At 71.3% G+C, this 24,826-nt stretch carries 46 protein-coding genes; 42 read left to right on the top strand and 4 right to left on the bottom strand.

The genetic code is table 11. The features are described 5' to 3' along the window. Positions 1-76: 76 nt before the first annotated feature. Complete coding sequence (locus ACBI99_RS44940; protein WP_375075344.1) at positions 77-1,672, bottom strand: hypothetical protein; 1,596 nt, start codon at positions 1,670-1,672, stop codon at positions 77-79. Positions 1,673-2,263: 591 nt separating this feature from the next. Next, positions 2,264-2,728, bottom strand: a complete 465-nt coding sequence (locus ACBI99_RS44935; RefSeq protein WP_375075343.1) for a hypothetical protein — start codon at positions 2,726-2,728, stop codon at positions 2,264-2,266. A 143-nt stretch (positions 2,729-2,871) separates the two neighbouring features. Between ACBI99_RS44935 and ACBI99_RS44930 the strand changes: the two genes are divergently transcribed. The 22 genes from ACBI99_RS44930 to ACBI99_RS44825 all read left to right on the top strand — a co-directional run bounded on the left by ACBI99_RS44930 (position 2,872) and on the right by ACBI99_RS44825 (position 12,359). Continuing rightward, positions 2,872-3,111, top strand: coding sequence for a helix-turn-helix domain-containing protein (locus ACBI99_RS44930; RefSeq protein ID WP_375075342.1), 240 nt, complete (start codon positions 2,872-2,874; stop codon positions 3,109-3,111). Next, entirely contained in the window at positions 3,108-3,443 is a 336-nt protein-coding gene (locus ACBI99_RS44925; RefSeq protein ID WP_375075341.1) for a hypothetical protein, read from the top strand. Before ACBI99_RS44930 ends, ACBI99_RS44925 begins: the two co-directional genes overlap by 4 nt. Before the next feature lie 122 nt (positions 3,444-3,565). After that, a complete protein-coding gene (locus ACBI99_RS44920; RefSeq protein WP_375075340.1) occupies positions 3,566-3,748 on the top strand; it encodes a hypothetical protein in 183 nt (60 codons plus the stop codon). Next, positions 3,745-4,107: a hypothetical protein gene (locus ACBI99_RS44915; protein WP_375075339.1), complete on the top strand. Its 363-nt coding sequence runs from the start codon at positions 3,745-3,747 to the stop codon at positions 4,105-4,107. The genes ACBI99_RS44920 and ACBI99_RS44915 overlap by 4 nt, the downstream gene beginning before the upstream one ends. Beyond that, positions 4,104-5,201 (top strand): hypothetical protein, encoded by a 1,098-nt coding sequence (locus ACBI99_RS44910; protein ID WP_375075338.1) that lies wholly within the window; start codon positions 4,104-4,106, stop codon positions 5,199-5,201. The genes ACBI99_RS44915 and ACBI99_RS44910 overlap by 4 nt, the downstream gene beginning before the upstream one ends. Further along, a complete protein-coding gene (locus ACBI99_RS44905) occupies positions 5,198-5,572 on the top strand; it encodes a hypothetical protein (protein ID WP_375075337.1) in 375 nt (124 codons plus the stop codon). Before ACBI99_RS44910 ends, ACBI99_RS44905 begins: the two co-directional genes overlap by 4 nt. Beyond that, on the top strand, positions 5,569-5,949 hold the full coding sequence (locus ACBI99_RS44900) for a hypothetical protein (RefSeq protein WP_375075336.1): 381 nt from the start codon (positions 5,569-5,571) through the stop codon (positions 5,947-5,949). The genes ACBI99_RS44905 and ACBI99_RS44900 overlap by 4 nt, the downstream gene beginning before the upstream one ends. Positions 5,950-6,270: 321 nt before the next feature. After that, the gene (locus ACBI99_RS44895; RefSeq protein ID WP_375075335.1) at positions 6,271-6,741 is read left to right on the top strand and encodes a hypothetical protein; all 471 of its coding nucleotides are present in this window, start codon (positions 6,271-6,273) and stop codon (positions 6,739-6,741) included. Then, positions 6,734-6,916 carry a hypothetical protein gene (locus ACBI99_RS44890; RefSeq protein ID WP_375075334.1) on the top strand — a complete coding sequence of 61 codons (183 nt, stop codon included), beginning with the start codon at positions 6,734-6,736 and terminating at the stop codon, positions 6,914-6,916. The genes ACBI99_RS44895 and ACBI99_RS44890 overlap by 8 nt, the downstream gene beginning before the upstream one ends. Continuing rightward, positions 6,913-7,146, top strand: a complete 234-nt coding sequence (locus ACBI99_RS44885; RefSeq protein WP_375075333.1) for a hypothetical protein — start codon at positions 6,913-6,915, stop codon at positions 7,144-7,146. The genes ACBI99_RS44890 and ACBI99_RS44885 overlap by 4 nt, the downstream gene beginning before the upstream one ends. After that, a complete protein-coding gene (locus ACBI99_RS44880; protein WP_375075332.1) occupies positions 7,143-8,072 on the top strand; it encodes a hypothetical protein in 930 nt (309 codons plus the stop codon). Before ACBI99_RS44885 ends, ACBI99_RS44880 begins: the two co-directional genes overlap by 4 nt. Next, positions 8,069-8,509, top strand: coding sequence for a hypothetical protein (locus ACBI99_RS44875; protein WP_375075331.1), 441 nt, complete (start codon positions 8,069-8,071; stop codon positions 8,507-8,509). The genes ACBI99_RS44880 and ACBI99_RS44875 overlap by 4 nt, the downstream gene beginning before the upstream one ends. A gap of 14 nt (positions 8,510-8,523) precedes the next feature. Then, positions 8,524-8,871: a hypothetical protein gene (locus tag ACBI99_RS44870; protein WP_375075330.1), complete on the top strand. Its 348-nt coding sequence runs from the start codon at positions 8,524-8,526 to the stop codon at positions 8,869-8,871. After that, positions 8,868-9,545 carry a hypothetical protein gene (locus ACBI99_RS44865; RefSeq protein ID WP_375075329.1) on the top strand — a complete coding sequence of 226 codons (678 nt, stop codon included), beginning with the start codon at positions 8,868-8,870 and terminating at the stop codon, positions 9,543-9,545. The genes ACBI99_RS44870 and ACBI99_RS44865 overlap by 4 nt, the downstream gene beginning before the upstream one ends. Then, positions 9,538-9,957: a DUF6292 family protein gene (locus ACBI99_RS44860; protein ID WP_375075328.1), complete on the top strand. Its 420-nt coding sequence runs from the start codon at positions 9,538-9,540 to the stop codon at positions 9,955-9,957. Before ACBI99_RS44865 ends, ACBI99_RS44860 begins: the two co-directional genes overlap by 8 nt. Beyond that, the gene (locus ACBI99_RS44855; protein ID WP_375075327.1) at positions 9,950-10,261 is read left to right on the top strand and encodes a hypothetical protein; all 312 of its coding nucleotides are present in this window, start codon (positions 9,950-9,952) and stop codon (positions 10,259-10,261) included. The genes ACBI99_RS44860 and ACBI99_RS44855 overlap by 8 nt, the downstream gene beginning before the upstream one ends. After that, positions 10,248-10,448, top strand: coding sequence for a hypothetical protein (locus tag ACBI99_RS44850; protein ID WP_375075326.1), 201 nt, complete (start codon positions 10,248-10,250; stop codon positions 10,446-10,448). Before ACBI99_RS44855 ends, ACBI99_RS44850 begins: the two co-directional genes overlap by 14 nt. After that, positions 10,442-10,915, top strand: a complete 474-nt coding sequence (locus ACBI99_RS44845) for a hypothetical protein (protein WP_375075325.1) — start codon at positions 10,442-10,444, stop codon at positions 10,913-10,915. Before ACBI99_RS44850 ends, ACBI99_RS44845 begins: the two co-directional genes overlap by 7 nt. Next, entirely contained in the window at positions 10,905-11,273 is a 369-nt protein-coding gene (locus tag ACBI99_RS44840; RefSeq protein ID WP_375075324.1) for a hypothetical protein, read from the top strand. Before ACBI99_RS44845 ends, ACBI99_RS44840 begins: the two co-directional genes overlap by 11 nt. After that, entirely contained in the window at positions 11,270-11,506 is a 237-nt protein-coding gene (locus ACBI99_RS44835) for a hypothetical protein (protein ID WP_375075323.1), read from the top strand. The genes ACBI99_RS44840 and ACBI99_RS44835 overlap by 4 nt, the downstream gene beginning before the upstream one ends. Next, on the top strand, positions 11,503-12,117 hold the full coding sequence (locus ACBI99_RS44830; RefSeq protein ID WP_375075322.1) for a hypothetical protein: 615 nt from the start codon (positions 11,503-11,505) through the stop codon (positions 12,115-12,117). The genes ACBI99_RS44835 and ACBI99_RS44830 overlap by 4 nt, the downstream gene beginning before the upstream one ends. Beyond that, positions 12,114-12,359: a hypothetical protein gene (locus ACBI99_RS44825; protein WP_375075321.1), complete on the top strand. Its 246-nt coding sequence runs from the start codon at positions 12,114-12,116 to the stop codon at positions 12,357-12,359. The genes ACBI99_RS44830 and ACBI99_RS44825 overlap by 4 nt, the downstream gene beginning before the upstream one ends. 19 nt (positions 12,360-12,378) lie before the next feature. On the opposite strand, the gene ACBI99_RS44820 is transcribed toward ACBI99_RS44825, so the two are convergent. Beyond that, entirely contained in the window at positions 12,379-12,657 is a 279-nt protein-coding gene (locus tag ACBI99_RS44820) for a hypothetical protein (RefSeq protein ID WP_375075320.1), read from the bottom strand. 159 nt (positions 12,658-12,816) lie between these two features. Here ACBI99_RS44820 and ACBI99_RS44815 point away from each other — a divergent pair, with 159 nt between their 5' ends. The 3 genes from ACBI99_RS44815 (at position 12,817) to ACBI99_RS44805 (ending at position 14,094) form a co-directional block, all read left to right on the top strand. After that, entirely contained in the window at positions 12,817-13,038 is a 222-nt protein-coding gene (locus ACBI99_RS44815; protein ID WP_375075319.1) for a hypothetical protein, read from the top strand. A gap of 344 nt (positions 13,039-13,382) precedes the next feature. Next, a complete protein-coding gene (locus ACBI99_RS44810; protein ID WP_375075318.1) occupies positions 13,383-13,685 on the top strand; it encodes an HNH endonuclease in 303 nt (100 codons plus the stop codon). Between the two features lie 16 nt (positions 13,686-13,701). After that, complete coding sequence (locus ACBI99_RS44805; protein WP_375075317.1) at positions 13,702-14,094, top strand: DUF6221 family protein; 393 nt, start codon at positions 13,702-13,704, stop codon at positions 14,092-14,094. A gap of 1 nt (position 14,095) precedes the next feature. Here the strand turns inward: ACBI99_RS44805 and ACBI99_RS44800 are convergent, their stop codons facing one another. Next, positions 14,096-14,437 carry a hypothetical protein gene (locus ACBI99_RS44800; RefSeq protein WP_375075316.1) on the bottom strand — a complete coding sequence of 114 codons (342 nt, stop codon included), beginning with the start codon at positions 14,435-14,437 and terminating at the stop codon, positions 14,096-14,098. Between the two features lie 191 nt (positions 14,438-14,628). Between ACBI99_RS44800 and ACBI99_RS44795 the strand changes: the two genes are divergently transcribed. The 17 genes from ACBI99_RS44795 to ACBI99_RS44715 all read left to right on the top strand — a co-directional run bounded on the left by ACBI99_RS44795 (position 14,629) and on the right by ACBI99_RS44715 (position 24,822). Continuing rightward, entirely contained in the window at positions 14,629-15,111 is a 483-nt protein-coding gene (locus ACBI99_RS44795) for a phage terminase small subunit P27 family (RefSeq protein ID WP_375075315.1), read from the top strand. Further along, complete coding sequence (locus ACBI99_RS44790) at positions 15,083-16,861, top strand: terminase large subunit (protein WP_375075314.1); 1,779 nt, start codon at positions 15,083-15,085, stop codon at positions 16,859-16,861. Before ACBI99_RS44795 ends, ACBI99_RS44790 begins: the two co-directional genes overlap by 29 nt. A gap of 11 nt (positions 16,862-16,872) precedes the next feature. After that, a complete protein-coding gene (locus ACBI99_RS44785; RefSeq protein ID WP_375075313.1) occupies positions 16,873-17,085 on the top strand; it encodes a hypothetical protein in 213 nt (70 codons plus the stop codon). Between the two features lies 1 nt (position 17,086). Then, positions 17,087-19,144, top strand: coding sequence for a phage portal protein (locus ACBI99_RS44780; protein ID WP_375075312.1), 2,058 nt, complete (start codon positions 17,087-17,089; stop codon positions 19,142-19,144). Beyond that, the gene (locus tag ACBI99_RS44775) at positions 19,141-19,365 is read left to right on the top strand and encodes a hypothetical protein (protein ID WP_375075311.1); all 225 of its coding nucleotides are present in this window, start codon (positions 19,141-19,143) and stop codon (positions 19,363-19,365) included. Before ACBI99_RS44780 ends, ACBI99_RS44775 begins: the two co-directional genes overlap by 4 nt. 61 nt (positions 19,366-19,426) lie before the next feature. Next, positions 19,427-19,600, top strand: a complete 174-nt coding sequence (locus ACBI99_RS44770; protein WP_375075310.1) for a hypothetical protein — start codon at positions 19,427-19,429, stop codon at positions 19,598-19,600. Then, positions 19,597-20,235: an HK97 family phage prohead protease gene (locus ACBI99_RS44765; RefSeq protein WP_375075309.1), complete on the top strand. Its 639-nt coding sequence runs from the start codon at positions 19,597-19,599 to the stop codon at positions 20,233-20,235. The genes ACBI99_RS44770 and ACBI99_RS44765 overlap by 4 nt, the downstream gene beginning before the upstream one ends. Positions 20,236-20,312: 77 nt before the next feature. Further along, entirely contained in the window at positions 20,313-21,551 is a 1,239-nt protein-coding gene (locus ACBI99_RS44760; protein ID WP_375075308.1) for a phage major capsid protein, read from the top strand. Positions 21,552-21,595: 44 nt separating this feature from the next. Beyond that, on the top strand, positions 21,596-22,006 hold the full coding sequence (locus ACBI99_RS44755) for a hypothetical protein (protein WP_375075307.1): 411 nt from the start codon (positions 21,596-21,598) through the stop codon (positions 22,004-22,006). Positions 22,007-22,076: 70 nt separating this feature from the next. Further along, the gene (locus tag ACBI99_RS44750; protein WP_375075306.1) at positions 22,077-22,388 is read left to right on the top strand and encodes a hypothetical protein; all 312 of its coding nucleotides are present in this window, start codon (positions 22,077-22,079) and stop codon (positions 22,386-22,388) included. Further along, complete coding sequence (locus tag ACBI99_RS44745; RefSeq protein WP_375075305.1) at positions 22,388-22,945, top strand: hypothetical protein; 558 nt, start codon at positions 22,388-22,390, stop codon at positions 22,943-22,945. The genes ACBI99_RS44750 and ACBI99_RS44745 overlap by 1 nt, the downstream gene beginning before the upstream one ends. Before the next feature lie 15 nt (positions 22,946-22,960). After that, on the top strand, positions 22,961-23,227 hold the full coding sequence (locus tag ACBI99_RS44740) for a hypothetical protein (protein WP_375075304.1): 267 nt from the start codon (positions 22,961-22,963) through the stop codon (positions 23,225-23,227). A 2-nt stretch (positions 23,228-23,229) separates the two neighbouring features. Next, entirely contained in the window at positions 23,230-23,577 is a 348-nt protein-coding gene (locus tag ACBI99_RS44735; protein ID WP_375075303.1) for a hypothetical protein, read from the top strand. After that, the gene (locus ACBI99_RS44730; protein ID WP_375075302.1) at positions 23,577-23,747 is read left to right on the top strand and encodes a hypothetical protein; all 171 of its coding nucleotides are present in this window, start codon (positions 23,577-23,579) and stop codon (positions 23,745-23,747) included. Before ACBI99_RS44735 ends, ACBI99_RS44730 begins: the two co-directional genes overlap by 1 nt. Before the next feature lie 3 nt (positions 23,748-23,750). Then, positions 23,751-24,068: a hypothetical protein gene (locus tag ACBI99_RS44725; protein ID WP_375075301.1), complete on the top strand. Its 318-nt coding sequence runs from the start codon at positions 23,751-23,753 to the stop codon at positions 24,066-24,068. Beyond that, a complete protein-coding gene (locus ACBI99_RS44720; RefSeq protein WP_375075300.1) occupies positions 24,065-24,412 on the top strand; it encodes a hypothetical protein in 348 nt (115 codons plus the stop codon). Before ACBI99_RS44725 ends, ACBI99_RS44720 begins: the two co-directional genes overlap by 4 nt. Next, a complete protein-coding gene (locus ACBI99_RS44715; protein WP_375075299.1) occupies positions 24,409-24,822 on the top strand; it encodes a minor capsid protein in 414 nt (137 codons plus the stop codon). Before ACBI99_RS44720 ends, ACBI99_RS44715 begins: the two co-directional genes overlap by 4 nt. The last annotated feature ends 4 nt before the right edge of the window (positions 24,823-24,826 follow it).

Here is a 24,826-nt window from a genome sequence, read left to right as displayed (position 1 = left end):
CTGATAAGGAAGAGGTCCCAGGTTCAAGTCCTGGTAGCCCCACCCCCTTGACCAGCAGATAAGAGTCGCTTTCGAACTAGGAAGCGGCTCTTTTTCGTTGTGTGGGAGAAATTTGGGAGATGACCTTGTCGGCTCTCCCCTCCCGCCACTTCGCCAGCTCCCGATCGAGCAGCGGTATCGCGCTGTACGGGTAGACCGCGAAGCGCTCGGCGACCGCGTTCTCCCACAGCGCCTGCAGCAGCTCGAGGAGCTCGACGCGCATGGACTCGGTCGGGTGCCCGTACACCCCGGACATCGACCGGTCCTCGTGCCCCATCCGCTCGACCTTCAGCGCCTTCTTGATGCCGGCGTCGTCCATCCAGGTCTGGTGCCCGTGCCGTAGCCCGTGCGGGGTGAGGCCGGGCAGCATCGGCAGCCACGTCACCAGGTGCGGCCGCTCCCTCTCTGGCCAGTTGTCCCAGTCGGGGATGCCGCGCCCCGTCGGCGGCACGAACACCTCGCCTGGCACCGCCCGCGGCCACTGCCACATCACCGGCCGGCCCGGCCAGTGCTGTTCGCGTTCGAGGGCCTGGCGGCGGCCGCGCGCTGGCTTCGGCCCGTACACTGCGGCGTCGGCGAGCACCGGCCGCGCCTCCCGGGCCCGGGCGCCCGTGCGCGCCGGGAAGAATCCATCGGCGGCCGGCCGCATGATCCGGCTGGAGAAGTTGCCCCGCTGGTAGTGCGCCCCTTCCGGAGTCAGGAAGAGGTAGCGCCTACCTTCGCACCACTCGACGACCTCTTCGCCGTCGACGCGCGGAAGGTTTCGCCCGGCCCGTGGCCGGCAGGAGCATTCGGCGGCGGCCGCGGCCTGGTCGACGAGCATCGACCACAGGAACGGGGGCACGTCCAGGATGCGGACGCTGCCGTCCTTGGGGTGATTGAGGTAGAAGCCGGACAGCTCATACAACTTTTCGCCGATGTCGAGCAGCTGCCCGGCGGGCAGCAGCTTGCCGGGCTGCAGCGCGAGGACTTCCGACCAGCGCAGCCCCATCCAGGCCTTCGTCACCATCTGCAGGAACACGTCGTCGTGGTCGGCGAGCAGCGCGCACCGCTCGGCCACCATCAGCGCCTGCAACGGGCTCGGCCAGACCTTCGCCGCCTTCTCTGCTGCCGCCACCCGAGCCAGTCCCTTCATGCCGGTGCCGCGTCGCCGTACGACCGGATTGAACGCCATGTACCGGGGGACCGCCGCATTGAGGATGTTCTCCAGCAGGTTCCGGGCGCCGGCCGCGGTGCTCCGCTCGTACCCGACCCGGATCATGTCCATCTCCCACGGGTCGATTTCCTCGCTGGGCCAGTCCTCCAGCTGTAGGAGGCGCTCCCCGAACCGGGGCAGCAGGTGGGACTGCAAGAGGCTGCGGTACTTGCGCATGGTGGTCGGCTGCAGTCGCAGGCCGGCGTACCAGTTCTGCGCGAACGCCGCGAAGGTCGGAGGCAGCGCCTTCTCCTCGGCGGCCTTGCGGATGCCGCGTCGGATCAGGACTTCCTCGTCGCGGCCCCACTGACGAGCCTCGTCCTCGCTGGTCCAGGGCTCGCCCGTCTCCGGGTTCTCGCTGACGCCGCCGGAGTACTTGCCGGTGGCGAGCTTGTACCGCACGCGGATGACACCGCCGCGGACCTCGGTGTACGCCATGACATCTCCCTTCAAGGGATGGGGCCTGTGTGCTGCTCTGGCGGGTCAAACCAGCGCAGCTGCTCGGCACAGCCGGCCTCGACGTCCGCCCGCAGCCGCGACGTGAACAGCGGAGGCATACGGACGACGAAGCCGCGCCCCGTCCACGTCCAGGAGATGTCGCGGATCGGGATGTCGGTGGCCTCGATGCGGAACTCCGCCCACGCCGCGGGGCAGGGAGCCGGCCGAGGTATGGAGGGAAGGATAGCGGCGGCCTCGTTGGCGCGCGTGGTAAGCGTTTCCAGTAAGTCCGTCAACTCAGAGTCGGCGTGAGTGCGGATCTCGGTCTCGTCCAGTCCCCATACGGCCTCGCCGTCGATATGTGCGCAGGCCGCGGTCCTGCCAGGGGGGAGTTCTTGTGGAGGGACCGCAGTAAATCGGACTTTCATGGGCATGCGCCTTTCGGATGCTCTTCCCGGCGCAGAATTCCCGTTTGCGCCGGAATCGGCACACTCCCACCTCAAAGTGGCGGAAGTCACTACGTAATGGTTCGTGGAACGCGACAAACGAACACATTTACGAACATATGGTTAGGGTTATGTCACCGTTAAGTTAGCTTGACTGCTGGTCAGGGCCCTGCTGTCGGGCCCTGCGTAGGCTCTCGGCCCACTCCCGCCCCCACCTCCTGATCAGTTCGCGATCCTCCTCTGGAGTGTCGGCGTCCACCGGGATGAACACGCGGGTCCGGTCGTGCTCGATCGTCTCTACCTCCAGATCAGGTCCCTGCATCTCGCGTAGGACGCCGGCCGCATCGGGCCTGCCGACTCCCGCCAGGTCTGCCGGGCCCAGGCCGAGCTCGTAGGCCATGTGGGCGATGAGCTGTGCCGATCCCTTCACTGGGATAGGGGGCTTCCCGCGGCCGCCGGACTTGTAACCGCGCTCGATGTTTCCCCACGTCACATCGCTGATGCCCGCTCGGGCGGCGGCTGCCGGCACTGACAGCCGGGGGCGGATGCTCTCGCGTACGCGGCGGATGAGCTTTCCCTCGGGGCTCGGTTCGGGCAGTTCCCTCGCCATGGGTAGTTGCCTCCAGTCAAGTACAGCAAAGTACAGCTAATAGTGCTGGTAGAGACGTTGCTGCTCAAGCAGAGACGACGCAGCACAAGCAAATATCGCTTTGCATCTTGTACTTGACTAGTCTTCGCACTACTTTGCTCTGCATGACCCGAAGTGAGCGTCAGCGCCCCCTCATACACAACCCCCTTGAATTACGGCGACGCCGGATCGCCGCCGGCATGGAACAGGCCGACCTCGCCGAGGCCGCCGATCTCAGCGCCTCCCACGTGTCTCTCCTCGAGCACGGGAAGCGCAGCCCTACGCCGCAGGCTCTGTTCCGCCTCGCAACGGTGCTGGACTGCCTGCCCGAAGACCTGATGGCCGAGGAGCTGATCTCCCGATGATCACGCCGCCCGACGACGTGCCCGGCTACAGGCTCTTCACCAGCCAGCAGGCGGCGGACCTCGTGACGGGTGGCGAGGACGACAAGATCACCGCCGCGACGTTCGACAAGCTTGCCCGCGAGGGCGTCGAGCACACCCTGATCGGCGGCAAGGTCAGGTGGACCATCCTCCAGATCGTTGGCGCCGTAGCCCACTGCGCGACAACCCAGGGCGAGGAGGCGAAGGCCCCGCCACGGGCTCCCCGCAAGGACGACACCCGCCAGCAACCCGAGCGCACCGTCGCGGCGCTCGTGCCGAGGCCCGGTAGTCGCTACGCCGCCGCCGTCTCCTGACCCGCGGGGCCGCCCAACCTGCACCAGGCAAGCCGGCCACCCTACCGGCCGCCCCCGACAAGACCAAAGGTCTCCCGGGGCGACACCCGGGAGACCCCTGACAGAACGTGAATCGAGCTCTCATGATCCAGACTACCCACCCGCTCGACGCCGAACAGCCGGACGACCTGGCGTCCGCCGTCCAGGACTTCGACTGGACCCGCCGCCTCGACCCGAACGTGCGCGGCCTGGTCACCACCTGGCTGGAGATCGGCGAGCGCGCCATCCGCACCGTCAGCATCGTGCCCGCCCGGGTGCCCCGATGACCCCCCGCATCTGGACGGAGGAGATCGACCGGCCGGGCCGCGACGGCCTGGCCGCCGAGGCCCGCGAGCTGTGGAACGTGTCGCCCACCGGCCAGACCCGGATCGCGCTGGCTGAGTCGCAGGTCGACGCGATCATGCGGATCTTGACGGCCTTCACCGTGTACTCGCCCGTCGCCATCACCTCAGACGAGCCCATCGCCCTGCTGATCACCGAGGTCAAGGAGTCCCTGTGTGCCGAGCTCGGCCGCGCCAGAACCGTGGCCGCGCTCGCCGCTGAGAAGCGCGCCGGCACCGTTGCCCACCGGCGACGTATCCGGGAAGCGGAGGCCGCTCGCCGGACCACGGCGGGTGGCTCGTGACTGCCCAGCACCCGGCGATCGGCCTGCGCGTGACCGCGACGTGGCGGGACGGAGCGAGCGGTGAGCCGCCCTCGGCCGGGGTGCTCCTGCCCCCGGCCGAGCCCGGCGGCCCGCTGCGGCTGCACCTCGACGACGACACCGTGATCACCCTCGCGCCGGCCGAGTGGACGATCACGCCGGTGCCGGCGACCTGGCCGCGCTGCCCGATCGGGCGGCCGCTCTACCGGCCCGGCCAGATCCCCCACCAGCTGGCCACCGAGCAGGGGCTGCGCTACCGGCGCCACCACCTGGCCGCCGGACAGCCGCCGGTCGCGACCTTCAAGGACACGCGCGGCCGCCGCGGCAACACGACCTTCCCCCTGTACGCGGTGGCCGACGCCGAGCCCTTCGCCCCGCGGGCGGACCACCAGATCACGCGGGTGGTGCAGGCCCGGACGTGCTCCGGGTGCGGTGCCCGGCGTGAGCACCCGTACCCGCTCGGCCTGGACGGCCGCAGCCGCTACTGCACCGACTGCGCCGCCCCGGCCGCCGACGCGTGGTGGCAGGCCCACCGGGCGGCCGACCGCGCGCTGGCCGCCGAGTGGGCGCACGGCGTGCTCGGCGACCCGGCGGCGCTCCTCGTGATCAGCACGCCCACGTGGCCCGCGCTGCTGCACGCCACCACGCCGCACGGCCTGACCGTGGCCAGCCTGGCCCTGGGCGAGAGCACCACCCGGCAGGCGCCGTGGCAGGTGGACGGCCAGCGGCTGCAGGTCGTCGACCCGGTCCACGCGGTCCCATCGGTGCGCGCGCTGGCCGGCAGGCGGCTGATCGTCTGGGACACGCCGCTCGCGCGCGTGAACAGGCTGATGAGCGACGCCGGCGCGGCCGACGTCCGGCTGAGTGTGGCCGAGCGGGACAAGTTCGGCCCGCACCTGGAGCGGTGGCGGGCCGAGCCGCCGCCCCGCCACGGCACCACCTACCGGCGGGTGTGGCGGTGGGCCGCCCAGCAGCCGCCCCACGACCCGTTCGAGCAGCTCGCCGCGATGCGCGACGGCCTGAGCGAGATGGCCGCGCACCACGCGGCCTCCGACCACGAGGGAGCGGCCCGGTGAAGAGTCCATCGATATTCAACCTGCATGACCCGGCCGACCAGGTGTTCTTCCTGCTCGGCGGGGTCGAGGCCCTGGAGGACGAGGGGCAGCAGCAGTTCCTCGCCTCCGACGTCATCCCGACCGAGGTGCACGGCTGCACCGACGCGGACCTGATCGAGCTCGGGTTCGAGCTCGGCGACGTCGTGCCCGGCGACCCGCTGTTCCGGTACGCGAAGCTGCCGCCCGGCTGGAAGCGCTGCCCGGAGGAAGACCCGCGCGGCAGCTACCTGGTCGACGGGCACGGCAACCGCCGGGCGTCGATCTTCTACAAGGCGGCCTTCTACGACCGCAAGGCGTCCATGTCCATCAATCCGCGCCGGAGGGCGAAGTGAGCACCCTGGAGACCATCGAGCGGATCGGCCCGCCGCAGCCCGGCCCGATCGAACGACGCAACAGCCAGCTCGCCGGCGCGATCCTGGTCGGCGGCCGGACGATGTGGCTGGACCGGGCCGACATGCTCGCCCTCCTCAACTCCGCGGCCGCGCAGCTGGCCCGCATGGACGAGATCGACGGCAGGCAGGCCCAGCACGCCCAGCAGGAGCCGCCCTCCCCGTACGGGAGGATCCGCCCGTACGTGCCCGCCCCGGCCGATGGCCCGGTGCCGCGGCCGCTGTCCGCGACGGACCTGATGAAGCTCGGCGCGGCCGTCGCGGCCGGCCACCCGAAGGCGGTGGTGCCGGACCCTCCCCGGCCGGCGGCCGCGCCGTGACGCGCGGACGCCACCGCCCCACCCCACCCGCCCGGCCCCCCGGGGGCGGCGTGCGCCGCCTCTGGGAGCGCCTCAAGGAGGCGTGGTACGAGGCGCTGCTCGCCGGTGACCCGGAACTGCAGCACCTGACCCGCTGGACCTAGTCCGCCCCCGCGCCCACCCCCGCGCCCGTCCCCGCAGGCCCCTTCCCCGGCAGGCGGGGACACCGGACGCGGCAGGCCCTCCCTGCCGCGCTCGCCCTACGGCGTGCGCAATCCCTTCGAGTACGACCCGGCGGCCGCATCCGGCGGCCGTCACGACCCCCGAAATCAAGTGATCATCATGAGTACGTATATGCCCGCCGCGCCCACGCGCCCGGCCCGCACCGTCCGCGCCGCGCTGCTGCCCTCGCGGCACGGCAACCAGTTCGACACCGAGATCGTGCAGCTGTACCTCGGCGACGTCCTGGCCGGCGTGGCGACGCTGCCGCCTGACGCCGCCTACGACCTTGTCCACCGGCTCTCCGACACCCCGCCCGGCCTGTCCATCCTCAACGCCGAGGTCGTCGCCCACGTCCGGCACGTGGTCGACCGGGAGTACAACGCCGACCACGACCGGCCGTCGGACTGGATCTTGTCGCTGATCGTCCAGATCGAGGGCGCCGACGAGGAGCACCGGCGCCTGCTCGGCCGCGGCTTCCCCGCCTACGTCGTGTGCGTGGGGATCGCCCAGTCGCCGGGCGGCCTCGACGCGCTGCGCCGACTGCACGCCGACCTCGTCGCCCAGGGCGCACGGTCGGCCGAGAGTGGCTGACGTGCTGGCCGCCCTCGTGCCCGTCCTGATCTTCCTCACGGCCGGCGTCTTCGGTGCCTGGGGCGAGCGCCGGTGGCTGGAAGACGAGCACGTCGCCGCGATGATCGCGTTCGCGTTCGCGCTCGGCCTCATGGTCATCGCGCTGTGGTCGGCCGCCCTGGCCCTGATGACATGACCCCGGCCGAGATCCAGGCGCTGCACGCCCTCATCAAGGAGCGGCGGCGCCAGCTCGGCATGCCGAGCTGGCAGGTGGCCGTCGAGATGGACGTCGCCGAGTGGACCTTGCAGCAGATGGCTCACGGGCGTGCGAGCGTGCGCACCCGCCAGGCGGCCGCCGCCTGGCTCGACCGACATACGGCCCCGCACGAGGCCGCCCCCGACACATCTGGAGAGGAGAGGACATGACAGCGGTCGCAGCGGGAGAGCCCATCTTCTGGAGCTGGGTGCGCATCCTGCGCCGGTGCGAGCTCGGGTTCGGCACCGGCAAGAAGCGAGTCGCCACCGACACCGTGCAGCACGTCGCGATGATGGCGTGCACCTACAGCAACCCGGACGGCACCAGGATCCGCCCCGGCGAGGAGCGGCTGGCGCGCGTCTGCCGTAAGGACGTCTACACCATCCGCCGGTGCCTCAAGCGGCTGCGTGAGGTCGGCCTGTTCCGCCGTGTCTTCGAGGGCTCCAAGGCCGGCCGCGGGGCCAGGAAGGCCGACGAGTACCGGCTGGAGATCCCCGACGATCTGGCCGAGCGGGTGGCCATGCTGGACCCGGACGAGCGGGAGCTGATCGTCCCGGAGGGCGTCGAGCCGCCACCGGTCAAGGCTCCCCGCGCGAAGAAGGCCGACGCTGACGCCGCCGGATCACCGGGTGCTGCACCCGCTGATGAGCCTGTGGATAACTCCGATTCCGAGGAGGCGGAGGACTCCGAAGCGGAGCCCGAGGGGCCGGATCACCGGGTGCTGCCCCCCGGATCACCGGGTGCTGCCCCTCAGATCACCGGGTGCAGCACCCGGCCACCTACACATGCACCTCCCATAGACCTCCCAGACGCACATGACCCTCCGTACGGCGCTGAGGTGGAAGGTGAGCCGCCCGGCCGCCGCGAGCCTTCGGCCGAGAGTGATTCATCGCCGCCGAGGGTGCTGCCGCTCGCGTCGCTGCGTCACATCGAACCGGCCGAGGCCTACGCCGCGGCGTCGGCGGCGCTGTTCGCGCTCCCCGACCTCGGCCAGGTCTGGATCACGGCCGCCCGGCGCGAGCTCGGCGAGCACGTGCCCCGCAGCCAGCTCGTCATCCGCGCCCACCAGCTGCTCACCACCAGGAGATCCGCGTGACTGCCGTCGTGCCCCGGTGCAGCCACGGCCGGGCCGACCCGGGCATGTGCCTGGAGTGCCGGCGGGAGCGGCTGACCGGGCGGCCCATGCCGCCGCCCGTCACCGAGCTGGCGGCCGCGCTCGCCGACTCCGTCGCCCCCGGCCGGGAGATCGCGCCCGGCCAGGTCGACCATGCGCGGCTGCTGTCGGAGGACCTGCAGCGCGTGCTGGGCAGGGTCGGCTACCTCGCGATGACCGTGGAGGACGCGATCGCTCTGTGGAACGCGGCCCATCTCGGGGTGCCGCCGAGCCGGGGGCTGCTGGTGCGGGTGGCCGAGGCGATCGCCGAGGCCCGCACACCGGGCTTGATCGGCGCAAATGACGTACCGCATGCCACACCGGGCAGCGATCATGGAAGGGAACCGACAACGACATTGACCAGTCCGCCCACGGGATGAGCCCTGGAGGCCCGGTGATCCCGAACCGCAACGACCTGGAGCCCTGCCCCGCCGACTGCGGCGCCGCCGTGCTGTGGACCGTGACCGAACACGGTCGAAGGATGGCCGTCGACGCCGAGCCGCACGAGCTCGGCAACCAGGCGGTCTACCGGACCGGCCCGGGCACCTGGCGCTCGCGCAGCCTGGACGGCGCCGACGCGCGGCCGCCGGACCCGTGGGAGCACCGCTACCGCCCCCACATCGCCACCTGCCCCCGCCGCCACATCCAGCAGGCCATCCCCGGCCTGCCCAGGAGCGGCGGCTCCCCGCCCCGAACCCGGCGCCGGCCCGCCCGGCGCCGCTACCCCCGGAAGATCACATGACCACACCGACCGCTGAGCTGCTGCAGCTCGGCGAGGCCCTGTCCGCCTACCGCCTGTACGCCACCCGGCTGGACGCCGGTGCCGAGCCGCACCTGGTGCTGGAGTGCCCCGGCCAGCACACCGACGCCCGCCCTGAAAGCGCGTGCGCCACCAACCTGCTGACCTCCGGGCCCCATCCGCCCAGGTCCAGCAGCATCAAGCTGGAGACCATCGTGCGCCTGGCCGTCATGCACGACGACCCCATCCCGAGCCTCGAACGCACGCGCCGCGTCAGCGACCTGCCTCGGCAATTGGGCCAGCTCGCTGTCTACCAGCTGTATGCCGACGAGGATGAGCACCCCTTCCTGGTCCTGGCCTGCCCCTACCTCGGCACACGCTGCCCCGGCGCCTCCTACGAGAACGGCGCGTGCGCCACCAACCTCCTCCACGACTTCCAGACCCACGCCGACGTCGGCACCATGCTGCAGCTCGCCGCCGCGCACGAGCAGGCCCGCTACGGCATCCGCCCCGAGCCCATCGCCGCACTCCGCCGCGAGTGGGAGCGCCGCCGGCAGTACGAGCTCCAGACCCGAGAGAGCGCCGACGGCGCGAGTGCCGCACTCGCCAGCGCGTACGCCGACCTGTACGGCCGGATCATCAGCGAACTCGACAAGGCGGTAAACCAGCATGGCTGAGCTCAGCTTCCACCGGGCGCACGAGCCGTACCTCAAGGCCGTCGCCGACGCGTTCAACGCCGCCGGCCTCACCGTCGGGGACTGGTTCGCTGACGCCAACGACCCACGCGACGGCTGCATCACCCTCGCCGAACGCGAGGCCGACGGCGACCAGCGCCATGTTGCGTGGCACGAGGAGCAGGGCTGGTTCTACGGCACCAGCGCCGAGGACGACGGGGGCGGGATCCGCAGCATCTGGTGGATCTGCGACGACCTGCTGCCCTCACCGGCCGAAGTCGTGGCCGCCGTCCAGCTGTGCATAGCGGGTGACCACTCGCAGGCGACCCTCAACCACGGCTACTACCGCGACGCCGAGGACGACGACGGGTTCGAGGAGCGGCTGCTCGCGTACGCAGGGAGCTCCGATGAGTGAGGCCGCGAGGCACGCTGCTGGCCTCCGGAAGGCACGGGCCATCATGCTCGGCCTGACGATCGTCGTGATGATCCTGATGGTGATCAACATCGCGGCCGGCCAGTGGCTGCCGCTGATCGCGAACGCGGGCCTGGCGGGCCTGTGCATGGCAAACCGGGCTATGGCGGGCGTGAACATCAAGCTGGTCGAGGCGAACGAGGGGCTGGTCCGGCAGCTGAGCCCGGCCCAGATCCGGGAGCGTGACCTGCGCATCGCTCTGCTGGAGCGCGAGCTCGGGATCGGAGGCCGTCATGGCTCGGCGTGAGCGTCCTCTGCCGCCGATGCCGCAGCCGGCCCGGCTGTGCACGTACGGGATCGACCTGTCGACCGGCTGGCGCTGGTTCAGCGGGCTCCGGCGTTGGGAGCGCGTCTGCGACCGCCACATCGAGGGGGCGGCCCGCCGGGGCGAGTACGTGCCCGACACCGCCATGACCGACAGGGAGGGATGTTGAGCCACCGCGACCTGTTCGACGGCGACGCCGTACGAGCCGCGGCCGACCTCGTCCAGCGGACCGGCGCGCGGCGCCTGGAGATCGGCTACCTGCACGACAACGTCCCGGTCGAGCACGCCGGCTGGTACGCGCAGGCGCAGTACCGGGGCGCCCGCATCACCGAGTCCGACCACCCCGGCCCGGCCGAGGCGGCCGAGGCGCTCGCCCGCCGGCTCTTGCAGGGCGGCCAGTGCCAGCACTGCCACCGCACCGTGGCCCTGTCCGACCAGGCCCCCGCGGCTTACGTCGACGGCCACCTGATGGAGGGCCGACGCTGGACGGCCGATCAGGCCCGGGCGGCCGGCACCTGCTGGTGGCGGCGGATCGGGGACCGGTGGGAGCGGGGTTGCGACGGGCCCATCCCGCCGCCCGCGCCGCGCGTCCAGAAGAAGCCGAAGAGGAAGAGGGGACCGCGCCGTGGCTCCTGAGCAGCGACTCCGGGGCCTGGCCCACAACGCCGTCGCCAGCACGCTCGACGAGCATGGCCACTGGCTGCCGCTCATCGTCCGCCAGGCCGTCGCGGACGCCGTGATCGCCGTGCTCGCCGAGAGCGAGGCGGAACCGAGCTGCGCGTCCTGCGGCCGCCAGCACACCCAGTCGGAGGAGTGCTGGCGTATGTGCCCGCTGGACGGAACCCTGGCCGAGAATGTCGCCTGGCGGGGCTTCGCGCCGGCGCCCAAGCGGCTGACGGTCAGGTACGCGTGCGGGCACACCTTCGACTCCTGGCTGCCTGGTGCCGACGAGGCTCACGCACGCTCGCGGGCCTACTACGCGGGGCAGCCATGACCCCCAACGCCACTCTCGCGCCCGGCTGCCTGGTCGGGCTCCTGCCGACCACGGTTGCCGTGTACGCGGGCGTCAACGCCGCCTGGCACTGGGTGTTCGGCGACGGAGACCTGGCCACGTGGGCATGGGTGGCGGCCGTCAGCGCCTGGCTCTACGCGGGCGCCGTCCGGAAACTCGCCCGTCAGCGTGCCGAGCTCGACATTCTCCGCCGTGCCCCCAGGAGCAGTACTTGACCGCTGCAGCACTGGAGGTCGCCGTCCTCATCGAGGAGCTCATGCCGCTCCTGGAGACGCTCTACGACCTCCTCCCGGAGCCCGTGGCCGACCCGGCCACGGGCACCATGTCCCACCACAAGGCGCACGGCTCGCCCGCACCGTGGCACGCCGAGGCCGGCCCCGCGCTCTACACCATCAGCGAGGAGGCCCGCCGCCTGGAGGCCAGCCTCCGCCTGGCGGTGGCCGGCCACCCCGGCCGCCGCCGCGGCGGCAGCGACGCCAACACCATCCGCGCGCTGCACGCCATCACCGAGCTCGTGCACGCCGTCCCCGAGGCCGCCGGCCGCGAGGCCGCGAGGATCGTCGCCCGGTGGGTGCGCTCGGCGCGTCAGGTGGCCGGCGTCGACCTGGAGGAGCGGCCCCGGCCGCTGCGTACCCTGTGCCCGTACTGCGCCACCTTCGGCCTGCGTGTCATCCAGGACAATGCCGACATTTGGTGCATCAATAGGGACTGCAGGGACCATGACGGCCGCCGCCCGCGCGGCCGACTCGATAGCTCCAACCTCACGGGGGACGGCATGATCACGTGGGCCGACGGCCGCACCACCTACCGCAGGGACCTGGCATGAGCGCCGGCTGGACGGTCCGCGAGGCCGTCGACCAGCTCGCCCCGGAGATGGACGAGGCCGAGGTGCGCGCGCTGCTGCTGCTCTTCCAGATCCCGGTCCAGGGCCAGCGCCGCGGGCAAGGCCCCGGCCGCCCCGTCCCCGAGTACGACCAGCCCGCCATACTGCGCGCGCACGCAGCAGTGATCGCCCACCGCCGCGGGCTGCTGCACGCCATGCTCGGCCCGCGCCCGGCGGCCGGGTAGGAAAGCGCTGTCCGGGCTGCTACTCGCCCGCGGGCGGGGTGACCCGCTCGCTGGCGATGAGCCACTCCCGAACCTTCGTCCAGGACCAGGCCGGCGTCCCGTTCACGGTCGTCTCAGGGCCCGGCATGGGGATCTCCCTGGGGCGCAACCCGCTCCGCGCCGGCGAGCCCTTGGCTACCCAGGCGCGCCGGTACTTCTCCCAGTTGCGGACGGTGCTGACCGGGAAGCCGGCGCCGAAGTCCTCCTGTGCGCGCTCGATGATCTCGGCGTAGCCCACGATGTCATGTCTCTCAGTCACGCACACGAGAGTACCGGATATGGCGGCCCGATCGAGCCGCAAGCGGCTTAGTCACGACTGGGTTACAAGGTAGCCGTCAAGCCATATATGGCTTGACGGATGAGCCAGATACGATAGTCTTTGGTCATCGGCAAGGGGAACAGTCACTAGGGAGACGAGATGACCGACAAGCAGATGGCCCAGATCACCGACCGGATCATGAAGGCCGCCGCCCAGGGCAGCCGGGACCGAGTGGAAGACCTGGTCGAGGCCCTGCTTGAGGCCGGCCGCCAGGAGGGCAAGAACGACCTCCTGATCGACCTCTGGGACGCCAAGGAGATCACCGAAGACGCGGTCGAGTTCGCCGTCGAGAACAACGGCTGCGACAGGCCCCGCCGATAGCCACCGGGCCCCGGAGACGGGGCCCTCCCCGCAGGGCTGGCGACCTCGCCGGGGCCGCTCCCCGGCAACACGCGGCAAGCGCTTTCCCTCGGCCTCTTGACGCCCCCAGCTTTACCTGGCCTAATTGTGCGCCAGGAGACGTGTGCCCAAGCCCGGCCCCAGCGGCCGGGCTTTCGCATGCACAGGACCCCGAGGGACTGGCGAGGCCCACGGGGAGCATGGGGGTCCAGAGGGCGGCAGAGGTCCAGGGCGAAGTTCCTCTGCCGCCCTTGCCCACGGAGAGGCCGGCCATGCCCCAGCGAGCACCACGGCGCTGCACAGCGGCAGGCTGTGGCCAGCGGGCCGTGCACGACGGCCGATGCGCCGAGCACCCGCACCCGCCACGCCGCAGCACCCAGGGCCCGCGCCCCTCCTCCGTCCAGCTCGGCTACACCCAGGACTGGCGCGAGCTGTCCAAGCGCATCCGCCTGCAGCGCCCGGTGTGCGAGACGCTGGCGTGCAGCGCACCGTCCGAGCACGTCGACCACATCGACGGGGACAACACCAACAACGAGGAGTGGAACCTCCAGGCCCTGTGCCGCCCGTGCCACTCGCGCAAGACCGCCCGGCACGACGGTGGCTTCGGCAACCCGCGCACACCACGTTGATGGGACCATGACGGGCATGGATGACCTCGTCGCGTTCCTGCGTGCTCGCCTCGACGAGGACGAGCGCATCGCGCGTGCCGTCCCCGTGGTGAAGGGCTGCGCCCCGCCCGCGCACTGGGACACGGGCGCGGACCTTGGTGGCAAGAACCACTGGGTGCTCGGTACGTCCAACGACATCGACGCCCACACAGCTGAGGCGGCAGAGCACATCGCCCGCCATGACCCTGCTCATGTGCTGGGTGACATCGAGGTCAAGCGCCGGATGATCTCCCAGTGCGAGAAGTTCTTGGCTGGTCAGGGGGACAAGTTGATGTGGCAGGCGTCGAATCTCGCCCGCCGGATCCTCGCCGACCTGACCCTGCCGTATGCCGATCATCGCGAGTACCGCGAGGAGTGGCGGTCCCGCTGAGCTAGCCAGCGATCGGGCACGGGCCGGCGCCCGTGAGCTTGGCCCGCCACGTCTTGGGCTGCTCGCTCGTCCACGCCACGTTGCCGAGCACGCCCCGCCCCTGGCCGCCACCAGGCAGGCTTAGCACGCACTCACCGTACGGTGGCCACGGCACGCCACCCTCGACGTCCGCACGCCAGCAGTGCATGACCGAGGGCGTCTCGTCGAGGCAGTGGTCAAGGTAGGACAGCTCGCGCCAGTGCACGATGCTCACGCTCACGTCGTAGTCGTTGCCCTCGGCGCTGCACCGCAGAGTGGCCGGCCCCTGGTAGTCGGGCACGTCGATGGTCGTCACGGTGTCCATCACCCCATGATGACCAGCCTGATCAGGCCTCGCCAGACGTCACCCAGCGTGACGATCGCGGATGATCTTGCGGGGGAGGGGCGGGTCGAATCCCTGGCCGGGGGACCGCCGAACGCGCGGGGGGGAGCCCGGAGAGAGCGTGACAGGTTTCGGGAGGCGTTTTCCGGAGATGATCTTGGGGGGTGGTTACTGTGGGTAAGCGTGGCCCTGCGCCGAAACCGACGAATCTTCGGCTGCTGCACGGCGACCGCAAGGACAGGATCAACGACGCCGAGCCGGTGCCGGCGGCCGCCGACATCAAGATCCCGACCTGGCTGCCCGCCAAGGCCCGCGCGCTCTGGCGCCAGCTGGCCCCCGACCTCCAGGCCAAGGGCGTCCTGACGCCGTGGGACGTCGAGGCGTTCGCCATCTTCTGCGACGCCGCCGACCGCCGGCGCCGGGCCGTCAAGGAGCTGGCGGCCCACGGCGAGGTGCACCGGGTGCCGATCGTGGACCCGCTCGGCAACGTGCTCGGCCACCGGCTGCAGAAGAACCCCTGGACGCTCGTGCTCAACGAGGCCGACGCCCAGGTCCAGCGGTACGGCGCGAGGTTCGGGCTGACGCCGTCGGACCGCTCGCAGCTGCGCATCGGAGGGGGCGGTCACCGTGACCCGACGGAGGACCTCCTCACCTGAGCGGCGGCCGCCGAACCACGACCGCAGGTGGCGGCCGGCCGACCGCCGGGGCCCGGTGTGCGGGTACACGCTGCGCGGCAAGACCTGCTCGAAGCGCGGCGCGCACTACTGCGAGCCGCGCGCCGACCGGTTCGTGTTCTTCTGCGCCCAGCTGCTCGTCTTCACCAAGGGCCCGCACCGGCGCAAGCCCTTCCTGCTGAAGTTCTGGCAGGAGCACGAGATCGCCCGGCCGCTGTTCGGCGAGGTCGTCTGGTCGGCCGAGTGGGAACGCTACGTCCGCCGCTACCGCGTCGCGCACATCGTTGTCGCCCGCAAGAACGGCAAGAGCGAGATCGCCGCGGCGATTCAGCTCTACATGCTCGTCGGCGACGACGAGGAGTTCGCCGAGGTGTACTCGGCGGCCGCCGACAAGATCCAGGCGCGCAAGGTGTTCGAGCCGGCCGTGCGCATGGTGCAGCTGTCGCCGGCGCTGTCCAGGCGGCTGAAGTTCCTCAAGGACCAGCAGCGCCTGGTCGACGAGAAGAGCAACAGCCACTACGAGGTCATCACGGCCGACGCCGTCAAGGAGCTCGGCCACAACCCGCACAGCTTCGGCCTGGACGAGGTCCTCAGCCAGCCGGACGCGTCGCTGTGGCAGGCGATGACCACCGCGGCGGGCGCCCGCGAGCAGGAGCTGATGTTCTCGATCACGACCGAGACGAACGACTCGGCCTCGTTCGGCGCGGTGATGATCGACGACGCCGAGCGCGTCCAGGAGGACCCGGCCCGTAGCCCGCACACCTTCGCGTTCGTGCGCAAGTTCCCGCGGACCCGGGAGGCGCTGGAGCGGCTGCAGCGCCTGTTCGCCGGCCACCCTGACCTGCCGGTCAGCCTGGACCTGTACGACGAGCGCAACTGGAAGTGGCCGAACCCGGCGCTGGACGACTTCAAGAGCCGCGAGGCGATGCGGCGCCAGGCCCTCGAGGCGCGGGAGAGCTCGCTCAAGGAGAACGCTTTCCTGCAGTTCCAGCTGAATGTGCGCGTGCAGCAGGTCACCCGCTACATCTCGATGGACCTGTGGGATGCCTGCATCGGCGAGGTCGCCCCTACCCCCGAGTGGATCCTGCCGAAGATCGAGGGGCGCAAGTGCTGGGGCGGCCTCGACCTCAGCTCGAAGCTGGACCTGTCGAGCTGGTGTCTGCACTTCGACAACGGCTGGACCTGGTGGCGGTTCTGGTGCCCCGAGTCGGTCGCGCCGGTGCTCGACGAGCACACCGGCGGCCTGTTCTCGGAGTGGGTGAGCGACGGCTGGGTGACCCTGACCGACGGCGACACGATCGACTACGACCGCATCTACGACGACGTCGAGGCCGACCACCAGCTGTTCCGGATCATCGACGTCACCTACGACAAGTGGTGCGGCGAGCCGGTCCGGCAGGAGATCGTCAAGCGCACCAACCTGACCATGTTCGAGTCGAACACCACCTACGAGCGGATGACCGACCCGATGAAGGAGCTGGCCCGGCTGCTGAAGCGGCACGACGGCGAGCTGCTGCACGGCGCCAACCCGGTCGCCCGCTGGATGGCCGACTCGCTGGAAGCCAAGAGCCCGGCCGACGACCCGGAGCGGCTGCGGCCGGTCAAGCCCAACCGCGACAAGGTGGGCAAGCGCATCGACGGCATGGTCACGCTGCTGTACGGGATCGACGGCCGCCGCCGCGGCGGCGAGACCGAATCGGTGTACGAGACGCGCGGCCTGACCGTGCTGTGAGGGGGTGCACCGTGGTGCAGCAGCTCCGCCGAGTCCTCGGCGCGGTCGATGCGGTCGACGTCCTGGTCGGGTGGGCCATCCTGGCCATCACCGTCGGCCTGGCCCTGGTGTACGGCATCGGCGTCGCGCTGGTCGCGCACGGCGGCCTGCTCCTGGCGCTCGTCGTCGCCGTCGAGGTCGCCGCCGTCCGCCGCACCGCGGCCGCCGAGCAGAGGAGCCGCTGACATGGGGCTCATCCGCTCCCACGTGCGCGCCGCGCTCATGGCCCCGTCGGGCATCGCGACCCCGGAGAAGTGGGTCGAGGAATGGTTCGCCGGCGGTTCGGCCACCAGCGCCGGCGTGTGGGTCTCGGAGGAGACGGCGCTGCACTACGCGCCGTTCTTCGCCGGCGTCCGCGTGATCGCCGAGGACGTCGCCTCGCTGCCGCTCATCACCTACGAACGGCTGGCCCGGGGCAAGCGCCGCGCCAGCGAGCACCCGCTCTACCCGCTGCTGCACGACCAGCCCAACCCGTACATGACCTCGGTCGGGCTGCGCGAGACGCTGCAGGGACACGCGCTCACCTGGGGCGACGGCTACGGCTACATCGTGCGCAACGGCGCCGGCGAGGTGACCGAGCTCTGGCCGCTGCGCCCGGATCGGTGCAAGCCGGAGATCACCCGCACCGGGCCCGGCCGGATGACGCTCATGTACCGCTACACCGACGAGGTCAACGGCATCCGCGCCATGCTGCACCCCGACGAGGTCCTGCACGTCAAGGGCCTCGGCGGCGACGGCATCACCGGTTACTCGGTGGTTGGCATGGCACGGCAGTCCCTCGGCCTGGGCGTGGCGGCCGAGACCTACGGCAGCAAGTTGTTCTCCAACAATGCGCGCCCGGGCGGTGTGCTCAAGACCCCGGGCAGGCTCTCGCCGGACGCGAACAAGCGGCTGAAGATCGACTGGGAGAACATGCACCAGGGCCTCGACCAGGCGCACCGGGTGGCCATCCTGGAAGAGGGCCTGGAGTGGGAAGCGATCGGCATTCCGCCGGAGGACGCGCAGTTCCTGGAGACCCGCAAGTTCCAGGTGACCGAGATGGCGCGCTGGCTGCGGCTGCCGCCGCACAAGATCGGCGACCTGGAGCGCGCGACGTTCTCCAACATCGAGCACCAGCAGATCGACTACGTCGCATCGGCGCTGCGCATCTGGCTCGTGCGCTGGGAGCAGGCCATCTTCACCCGGCTGCTCACCTCGGCGGAGCGCGGCACGTTCTTCGCCGAGCACCTGGTCGACGCGCTCCTGCGCGGCGACATCAAGACCAGGTACGAGGCGTACGCGCTCGGCCGTAACTGGGGCTGGCTGTCGGCCGACGACGTCGCCGAGATGGAGAACATGAACCCGCTCCCGGACGGGCGTGGTGAGGTGTACCTGGTGCCGCTCAACATGAAGCCCGCGCCGACCCCGAAGGAGGCGGCGATGCCGCCGCCCGCCCCGGAGCCGCCGGCGCCGCCGCCCGACGACGACCCGCCCGACGACGACCCGCCCGACGACGACCCGGACGACGACCCGCGAGGGCTGCGCCGGCGAGGCAGTCGCAGCATCGAGGCCCGGCGCGCGATCGCCGCGGTGTACGCCGAGCAGCTGCTGGCCGCCGACCGCGAGCTCGCCGAGCGCGAGCAGGTCACGGTGGGCCGGCTCGCCGACGCGCTCGACGCCGGCGGGTCGACGTCGACCTTCCTCGCCGAGCTGGAGGCGCTGTACGAGGGCGAGATCCGGCAGGAGACGATCGACGCCTGGATGCCGATCCTGGCCGAGCTCGCCGCCGCGATCGCCGAGGAGGCCGCCGCCGAGGTCGCCCACGAGGAGCCCGTCGACCTCAGCACGTGGGTGGCGGCCTACGTCGCCGCGCACGTCGGCTACCGGATGGCCTCACAGCTCGGCCAGCTGACCGCGCTGGTGCAGCTCGGCGGCGACACGGCGGCCGCCGTGCGCGGCCGGCTGGCCGACTGGGTGGCCACCCGGCCCGAACGGATCGCCCGCTGGCAGGCGGTCCAACTGCCCAGCGCGGCCGCCCGCGAGGTGTGGCGCGAGGCCGGCGTGGCCGAGCTCCGATGGACCACGTTCGGGGCGGAGGACTGCCCGTTCTGCGCATCGCTGGACGGCGCCACCGTCCCGATCGACACCCCGTTCATCCCCGCCGGCAGCACCCTCACCGAGGGGGACTCGAAGATGAAGCCCGGCCGGGCCATCCACCACCCGCCGCTGCACCCCGGATGTGATTGCCAGGTGAGTCCCGTATGACCTTCACCGTCGCCAAAGTGCCGCTCTACCTGCGGGCCGGGGACGGTCCCGAGATGGAGATCGGCGAGGCGGAAGTGCCCGTCACTGCTACGCCGGGTGAGGGCGTTCTCGGGCTCTCCTTGGATATGGAGGCCCTTCGCCGCGGCATCGCCCAGGCCCTGCGCGACGCGGCCACGCGAATGGAGACCGTCCCGATCGAGGAGGTGCTCCACGATGGCTGAGGTCAGACGCTCCCAGACGACGTCGCTGTACATCCGGAGCGATCCCCCGCATCAGGGGAGCATGAGCGCAGGGGCGCTGAGGGCCTTCGTCCGCACCCTGGACGCTGAAGGCGTCGACGACAAGGCGGCGGTCTCCTGCCACCACGGCGCCACCAAGCACGTGGTGGCCCTGTCCATCCACGTGCACACATCGGTCTCCGACGAGAAGCAGGGCGAGAAGGGGGAAGCTCCATGAAGCGGCTGCACCTGCGCGGCTACGCCGACCTCGAGCGCGCGGCCGGCGACGGGCCGATCCCGTTCGTCGCGGCGACCGCCGGACTGAAGGCGGACGGCCTGGACCTGCAGATGTCCGGCGCCGACCTGGAGCGCTATCAGGCCAACCCGGTCGTCATGTACGGGCACGACTACTGGGGGCGCGAGTCGCTGCCGATCGGCCGTGCGGACAACGTGCGCGTCGACGGAGACGCGCTGCGCGCCGACATCCTGTTCGACCTGGAGGACGACTTCGCCCGGTCCGTCGACCGGAAGATACGCGGCCGCTTCCTCAACGCCGTCTCCATCGGGTTCGGTGCCTACGGCATCGACTGGGACACCGGCGTGCCGGAGCGGTGGGAGCTGTACGAGATCTCGGTGGTTCCGCTCCCGATGGATCCGGGTGCGGTCGCCGACCCTGACCGGTCGCTGGCGCTGGCCCGGGCGCTGACGCTCGGCGGCCGCACCGAGCCCGTCGACGAGCGCGCCGTGCGGCAGGCCATCACCTCGCTGGAGGCGCTGCTGCCGGCACCGGCCGCGCCGCGCGTCCCGCCCGCGCCGCCGGCGTCGGCGGCCGAGAGAGCGCGCCGGCTGCGCGCGCTCGAAGCATCCCTGTAAGACGTCACGATCTCCGCCCCCGGGGCCCGGCCGGTCCTGCGCTGGCGGCTGTCCGCATCACGAACCAGGAGGCAGGCGTGGACATCAACGCCATGAAGCAGGAGCGCGCCAAGCTGGCCAAGCAGGCGCGCGGCATCCTCGACGTCGCCCAGGCGGCGTCCCGGTCCATGACCGGCGAGGAGGAGGCCGAGTTCGACCGGCTCATGGAGCAGGCCGACCGGCTGGAGACCACCATCGAGCGGGAGGAGCAGGCCCGCGCGCTGGAGAAGCGCGTCGCCGACGGCAACCCGCCCAAGCCCGACCCGGCGCCCGGCGCCGGCGGCGACCAGGCCGAGCGGGCCGCTACCGCCTGGCGCACCTTCCTGCGCGACGGCCGGGCCGGCCTCAACGGCGACCAGGCCCGCGCCCTCGGCATGGGGACCGACCCCGAGGGCGGCTACCTCGTCGCCCCGCAGCAGTGGGTCGAGCAGCTCATCAAGGGCCTGGACGACGCGGTGCCGCTGCGCGGTCTGGCCACCGTCATGACTCTGACCCAGGGCGAGTCCCTCGGCGTGCCCACGCTGGACACCGACCTCAACGACGCCGACTGGACGTCCGAGATCGGCACCGGCAGCCAGGACGACGCGCTCCGGTTCGGCGGCCGCGAGCTGCGGCCGCACCCGCTGGCCAAGCGCGTCAAGATCTCCCGCACGCTGCTGCGCCGGGCCACGCTGAACCCCGAGACGATCGTTCGCGACCGCCTCACCTACAAGTTCGGCGTCACCACGGAGAAGGCGTTCATGACCGGCGACGGCAACCAGAAGCCGCTCGGCCTGTTCACCGCCTCGGCCCAGGGCATCTCCACCGACCGTGACCGCGACATCAAGATCAACGGCTCCGGTGGGCTGGACAACACCGCCGGCGCGGCCGCCGACGGCCTGATCGACGCGAAGTACGCACTCAAGGCGGGCTATCACGCCCGGGCGCGCTGGCTGTTCCACCGCGAAGTGCTGGCCGAGGTGCGCAAGCTGAAGGACGCCAACAACGTCTACATCTGGCAGGCCGGCCTGGCAGGCGACCGGCCCGACACCATCCTCGACATCCCCTACGTGCTGTCGGAGTGGGTGCCCAACGCCATCACCGACGAGGCGTACATCGGCATGCTCGGCGACTTCAGCTACTACTGGATCGTCGACACCCTCGCGTTCGAGGTGCAGCGGCTGGTCGAGCTGTACGCCGAGAAGAACCAGATCGGCTTCATCGGCCGGCAGGAGATCGACGCCATGCCGGTCCTGGAGGAGCCGTTCATCCGTCTGCAGGCCGAAGTGGGCGCGTGATCGGCCATCTCTCCCATCCGAGCCAGAAGGAAGGCTGATCGATCATGTCCAGGCTGGACCTGAAGAACAACATCGGCGTCGTCCGCACGCTGGCGGCCGCCAGCCAGGCCGACCCCGCCGTCCCCGTCAACGGGGCCGGTGTCGACCTGGCGGGCTACGACGCCGCGGTGGTCGTCATCGAGGCCGGCGCCATCACCGGCGCCGGTGCGTCGCTGACGTTCAAGGTGCAGGAGTCCGACGACAACAGCACGTTCACCGCCGTGGCGGCCGACGACCTCGACGGCACCGAGCCTGTCATCACCGCCGCCAACGACGACCAGATCCACAAGATCGGCTACAAGGGCATCAAGCGCTACATCCGGGTGTCGATCACCGCGAAGGCCGGCACCACGCCGACCCTGCCGTGCGCGGCCACCGTGCTGCGCTCCCGCGGCCGCAAGAAGCCGCTGTCCTAACCGAAGCCCCGGGCCTGGGCGGCACCGAACCCCACTCCGTCCAGGCCCGGCACCACCTGAGGAGACCGTGGTGAAAGTCGAGATGATCAAGCTGTACGCCGACAGCGAGCTCAGCGTGGCGCCGGGCCAGCGGGCCAACTTCCCGCCGGACAAGGCCAAGGCGCTGATCGCCGCCGGCGTGGCGCGGGCGGTCGACGAGGACGGCGTGGCCACCCGGCCGGCGGCCCCCGCCAGGACCCGCGGCCGCGCCGGGGCCAAGACGGAGAAGAAGGAAGAGCAGCCGCCGCCCGGCCCTGACGACAAGGGCAAGACCGAGAAGAAGGAAGAGCAGCCGCCTGGCCCTGACGGCAAGGGCAAGACCGAGACGCCGCCGGCCAGCTGATGGCCTACGCGACCGCGGACGAGCTCGCCGTGCTCCTGGGGCGCGGCGACGACCCGTTCAGCGAGGCCGAGACCACGAAGGCCAACCTGCTGCTGGCGATCGCCACCGGCGACATGGACCGCGAGCTCGGCCAGTCGCTGACGCTGAGCGAGTCCACGGCCGAGCTGGACGGCACCGGCACCCCCGTGCTGCTGCTGCCCCGCTGGCCGGTCACCGCGGTCGCGTCGGTGAGCGTGATCGACGACCTCGACGAGGCGGCCGAGGACCTGGTGGCCGACACCGACTACCGGTGGTCGCGCTACGGCAAGCTGCGCCGCCTGCGCTCGTGCTGGCCGTGCATCGAACGCGCGGTCGAGGTCACCTACACCGCCGGCTGGGACCCGATCCCGGACGACATCAAGGGGATGTGCCTGCGGCTGGCCCAGGCCGGCTGGTCCAACTTCGCCGGCGCGGAGTCCGAGCGGCTCGGCGACTGGTCGGTGAAGTGGCACGTGCCCGGCATGAACCTCTCGACCAGCGACCTGGCCACGCTCGGCTTCTACCGAGCCCGTACCTGACACCCGAGGAACCCCATGCCCGAACTGACCACGGCACAGCGCCTGGCCGCCTACCGCGACGAGCTGCTGGAGGCGAAGTTCTTTCCGGCCGATGTGGTGCACCTGGTGGCGGCCGCCGCGCCGTCTCTCGTCGAAGACATTCAGCTGGCCGCCGACATCGAGGACGCTCCGGCGCTGACCGTCAGGGTCCGCCTGGAGTCGCACGTCGACCCCGAGTCGCTGGGCCGAGCGGTCGACCAGGCGAAGGCCATGCTGCAGCAGTCCAACATCGAGGAGATCTGACGATGGCACGCACTGCCTTGACCGCTGTCGCCTCCAGCGAGGACGGCATCAACCTGGCCGCCGTGGACAGCCCGGCCGAGCTCACCGACGGCAACAGCTTCGTGTGGACCGCCACCCGCAAGGTGTGGATCCTGAACGGAGACGACGCCGCGCTCACCGTCACCTTCCCCACCCCCGCGACGGTCGGGCGCGGCCAGCGCGCCGTGGCCGACGGCGGCGGCTCCATCCCCGCCGGCGAGCACCGGCTGTACGGGCCGTTCGGGCCGGAGTTCCGGCAGGCCGACGGCACCGTCCACATCGACTACGCCGGCACCACGCCGAGCGCGGTCACCACGGCGGTGCTCGACTGATGGGCCGCTACGAGCGCGTCGACGAGCACGGCCAGGTCGTCGAGCGGGTCCACGTTCTCAACGGCACCTACGAGGACACCCGCCTCGGCGTGGCCGCCCTCGAGGAGACCGGCGGCTGGCGCGTGGCCGAACCGCCCGGCTCGGCCGAGCCGGGCGGCACCCCGGAGTAGCCGATGGCGCTGCCGGAACACCTGAAGCGCCACACCGTCACCGTCCAGCCGTACCTCGGCGCGGGCCCGACCGGCAGCGTCTACGGGGCACCGTTCTCCCGCCGCGGCTACGCCGAGGACAAACGGCAGCTGGTCCGCGACGCCGCCGGCGACGAGGTCGTCTCGGAGGCCACCTTCTACTGCGACCAGGGGCCGGAGGAGATCCCGCCCAAGTCGAAGATCACACTGCCGTCGGGGCGCACCGCGCTGGTCATAACCGCCAACCGGCGCGACAGCGCGATCCGCAGCGGCCGGGACCACCTGGAGGTGACGCTGACATGAGCGGGGCGAAGATGACCTTCAACGGCGCCGCGATCAAGGCGCGCGCGCACGAGGCCGCCGGCCGAGGCCTGCAGCGGGCGGTCGAGCATCTGCTGGACGAGGCGCTGGTCTACACCCCGATCGAGTACTACGACCTGGTGGAGAGCGGCCTGGCCGTCTCGGACCCGGCCACGCTGCAGGGCGCCGTCAGCTTCGACGGCCCGTACGCCATCTGGCAGCACGAGAACCTCGACCTCGGCCACGACCCGGGCAAGAGCGCCAAGTACCTGGAGGGCCCCTTCCTGGCGGAGCAGGACGAGCTGCTGCGCATCATCGGCGCCGCGATCAACCAGGAGCTGGGGTGACGCTGCTGGAGGAGTTCGGCCTCCTGGCGGCCGAGCTCGGCCTGGGCACCTACGGCCTGGACGGCACCATCTACCTCAACACGCTGCCGGCAGCACCCGACAGGTGCATGGCGATCGCCCGCTACCCCGGGCCCCCGTCCGACTCCAAGAACCCCTGGGACGAGATCCGGCTGCAGTTCCGGCTGCGCGGCCCCACCGACGACCTCACCACCGTCGAGAACGACGCCCAGGCCGTCTACGACCATCTGCACGGCCTGAGCAACCGCACGCTGCCGGGCGGCACCTGGCTGGAGCTGATGGTCGGCGCCCAGGCCGGCCCGATCTGGATGGACCGCGACGGCAACGACCGGCCGAACTGGTCGGTGAACTTCCGCTGCGACCTGCAGCGCCCAACCCCACACCGCGTCTAACTGA

The organism is Nonomuraea sp. ATR24 (genome assembly GCF_041950485.1).
Classification (GTDB): Bacteria; Actinomycetota; Actinomycetes; order Streptosporangiales; family Streptosporangiaceae; genus Nonomuraea; species Nonomuraea ceibae.
This window is presented reverse-complemented; position numbering and strand designations above follow the sequence as displayed.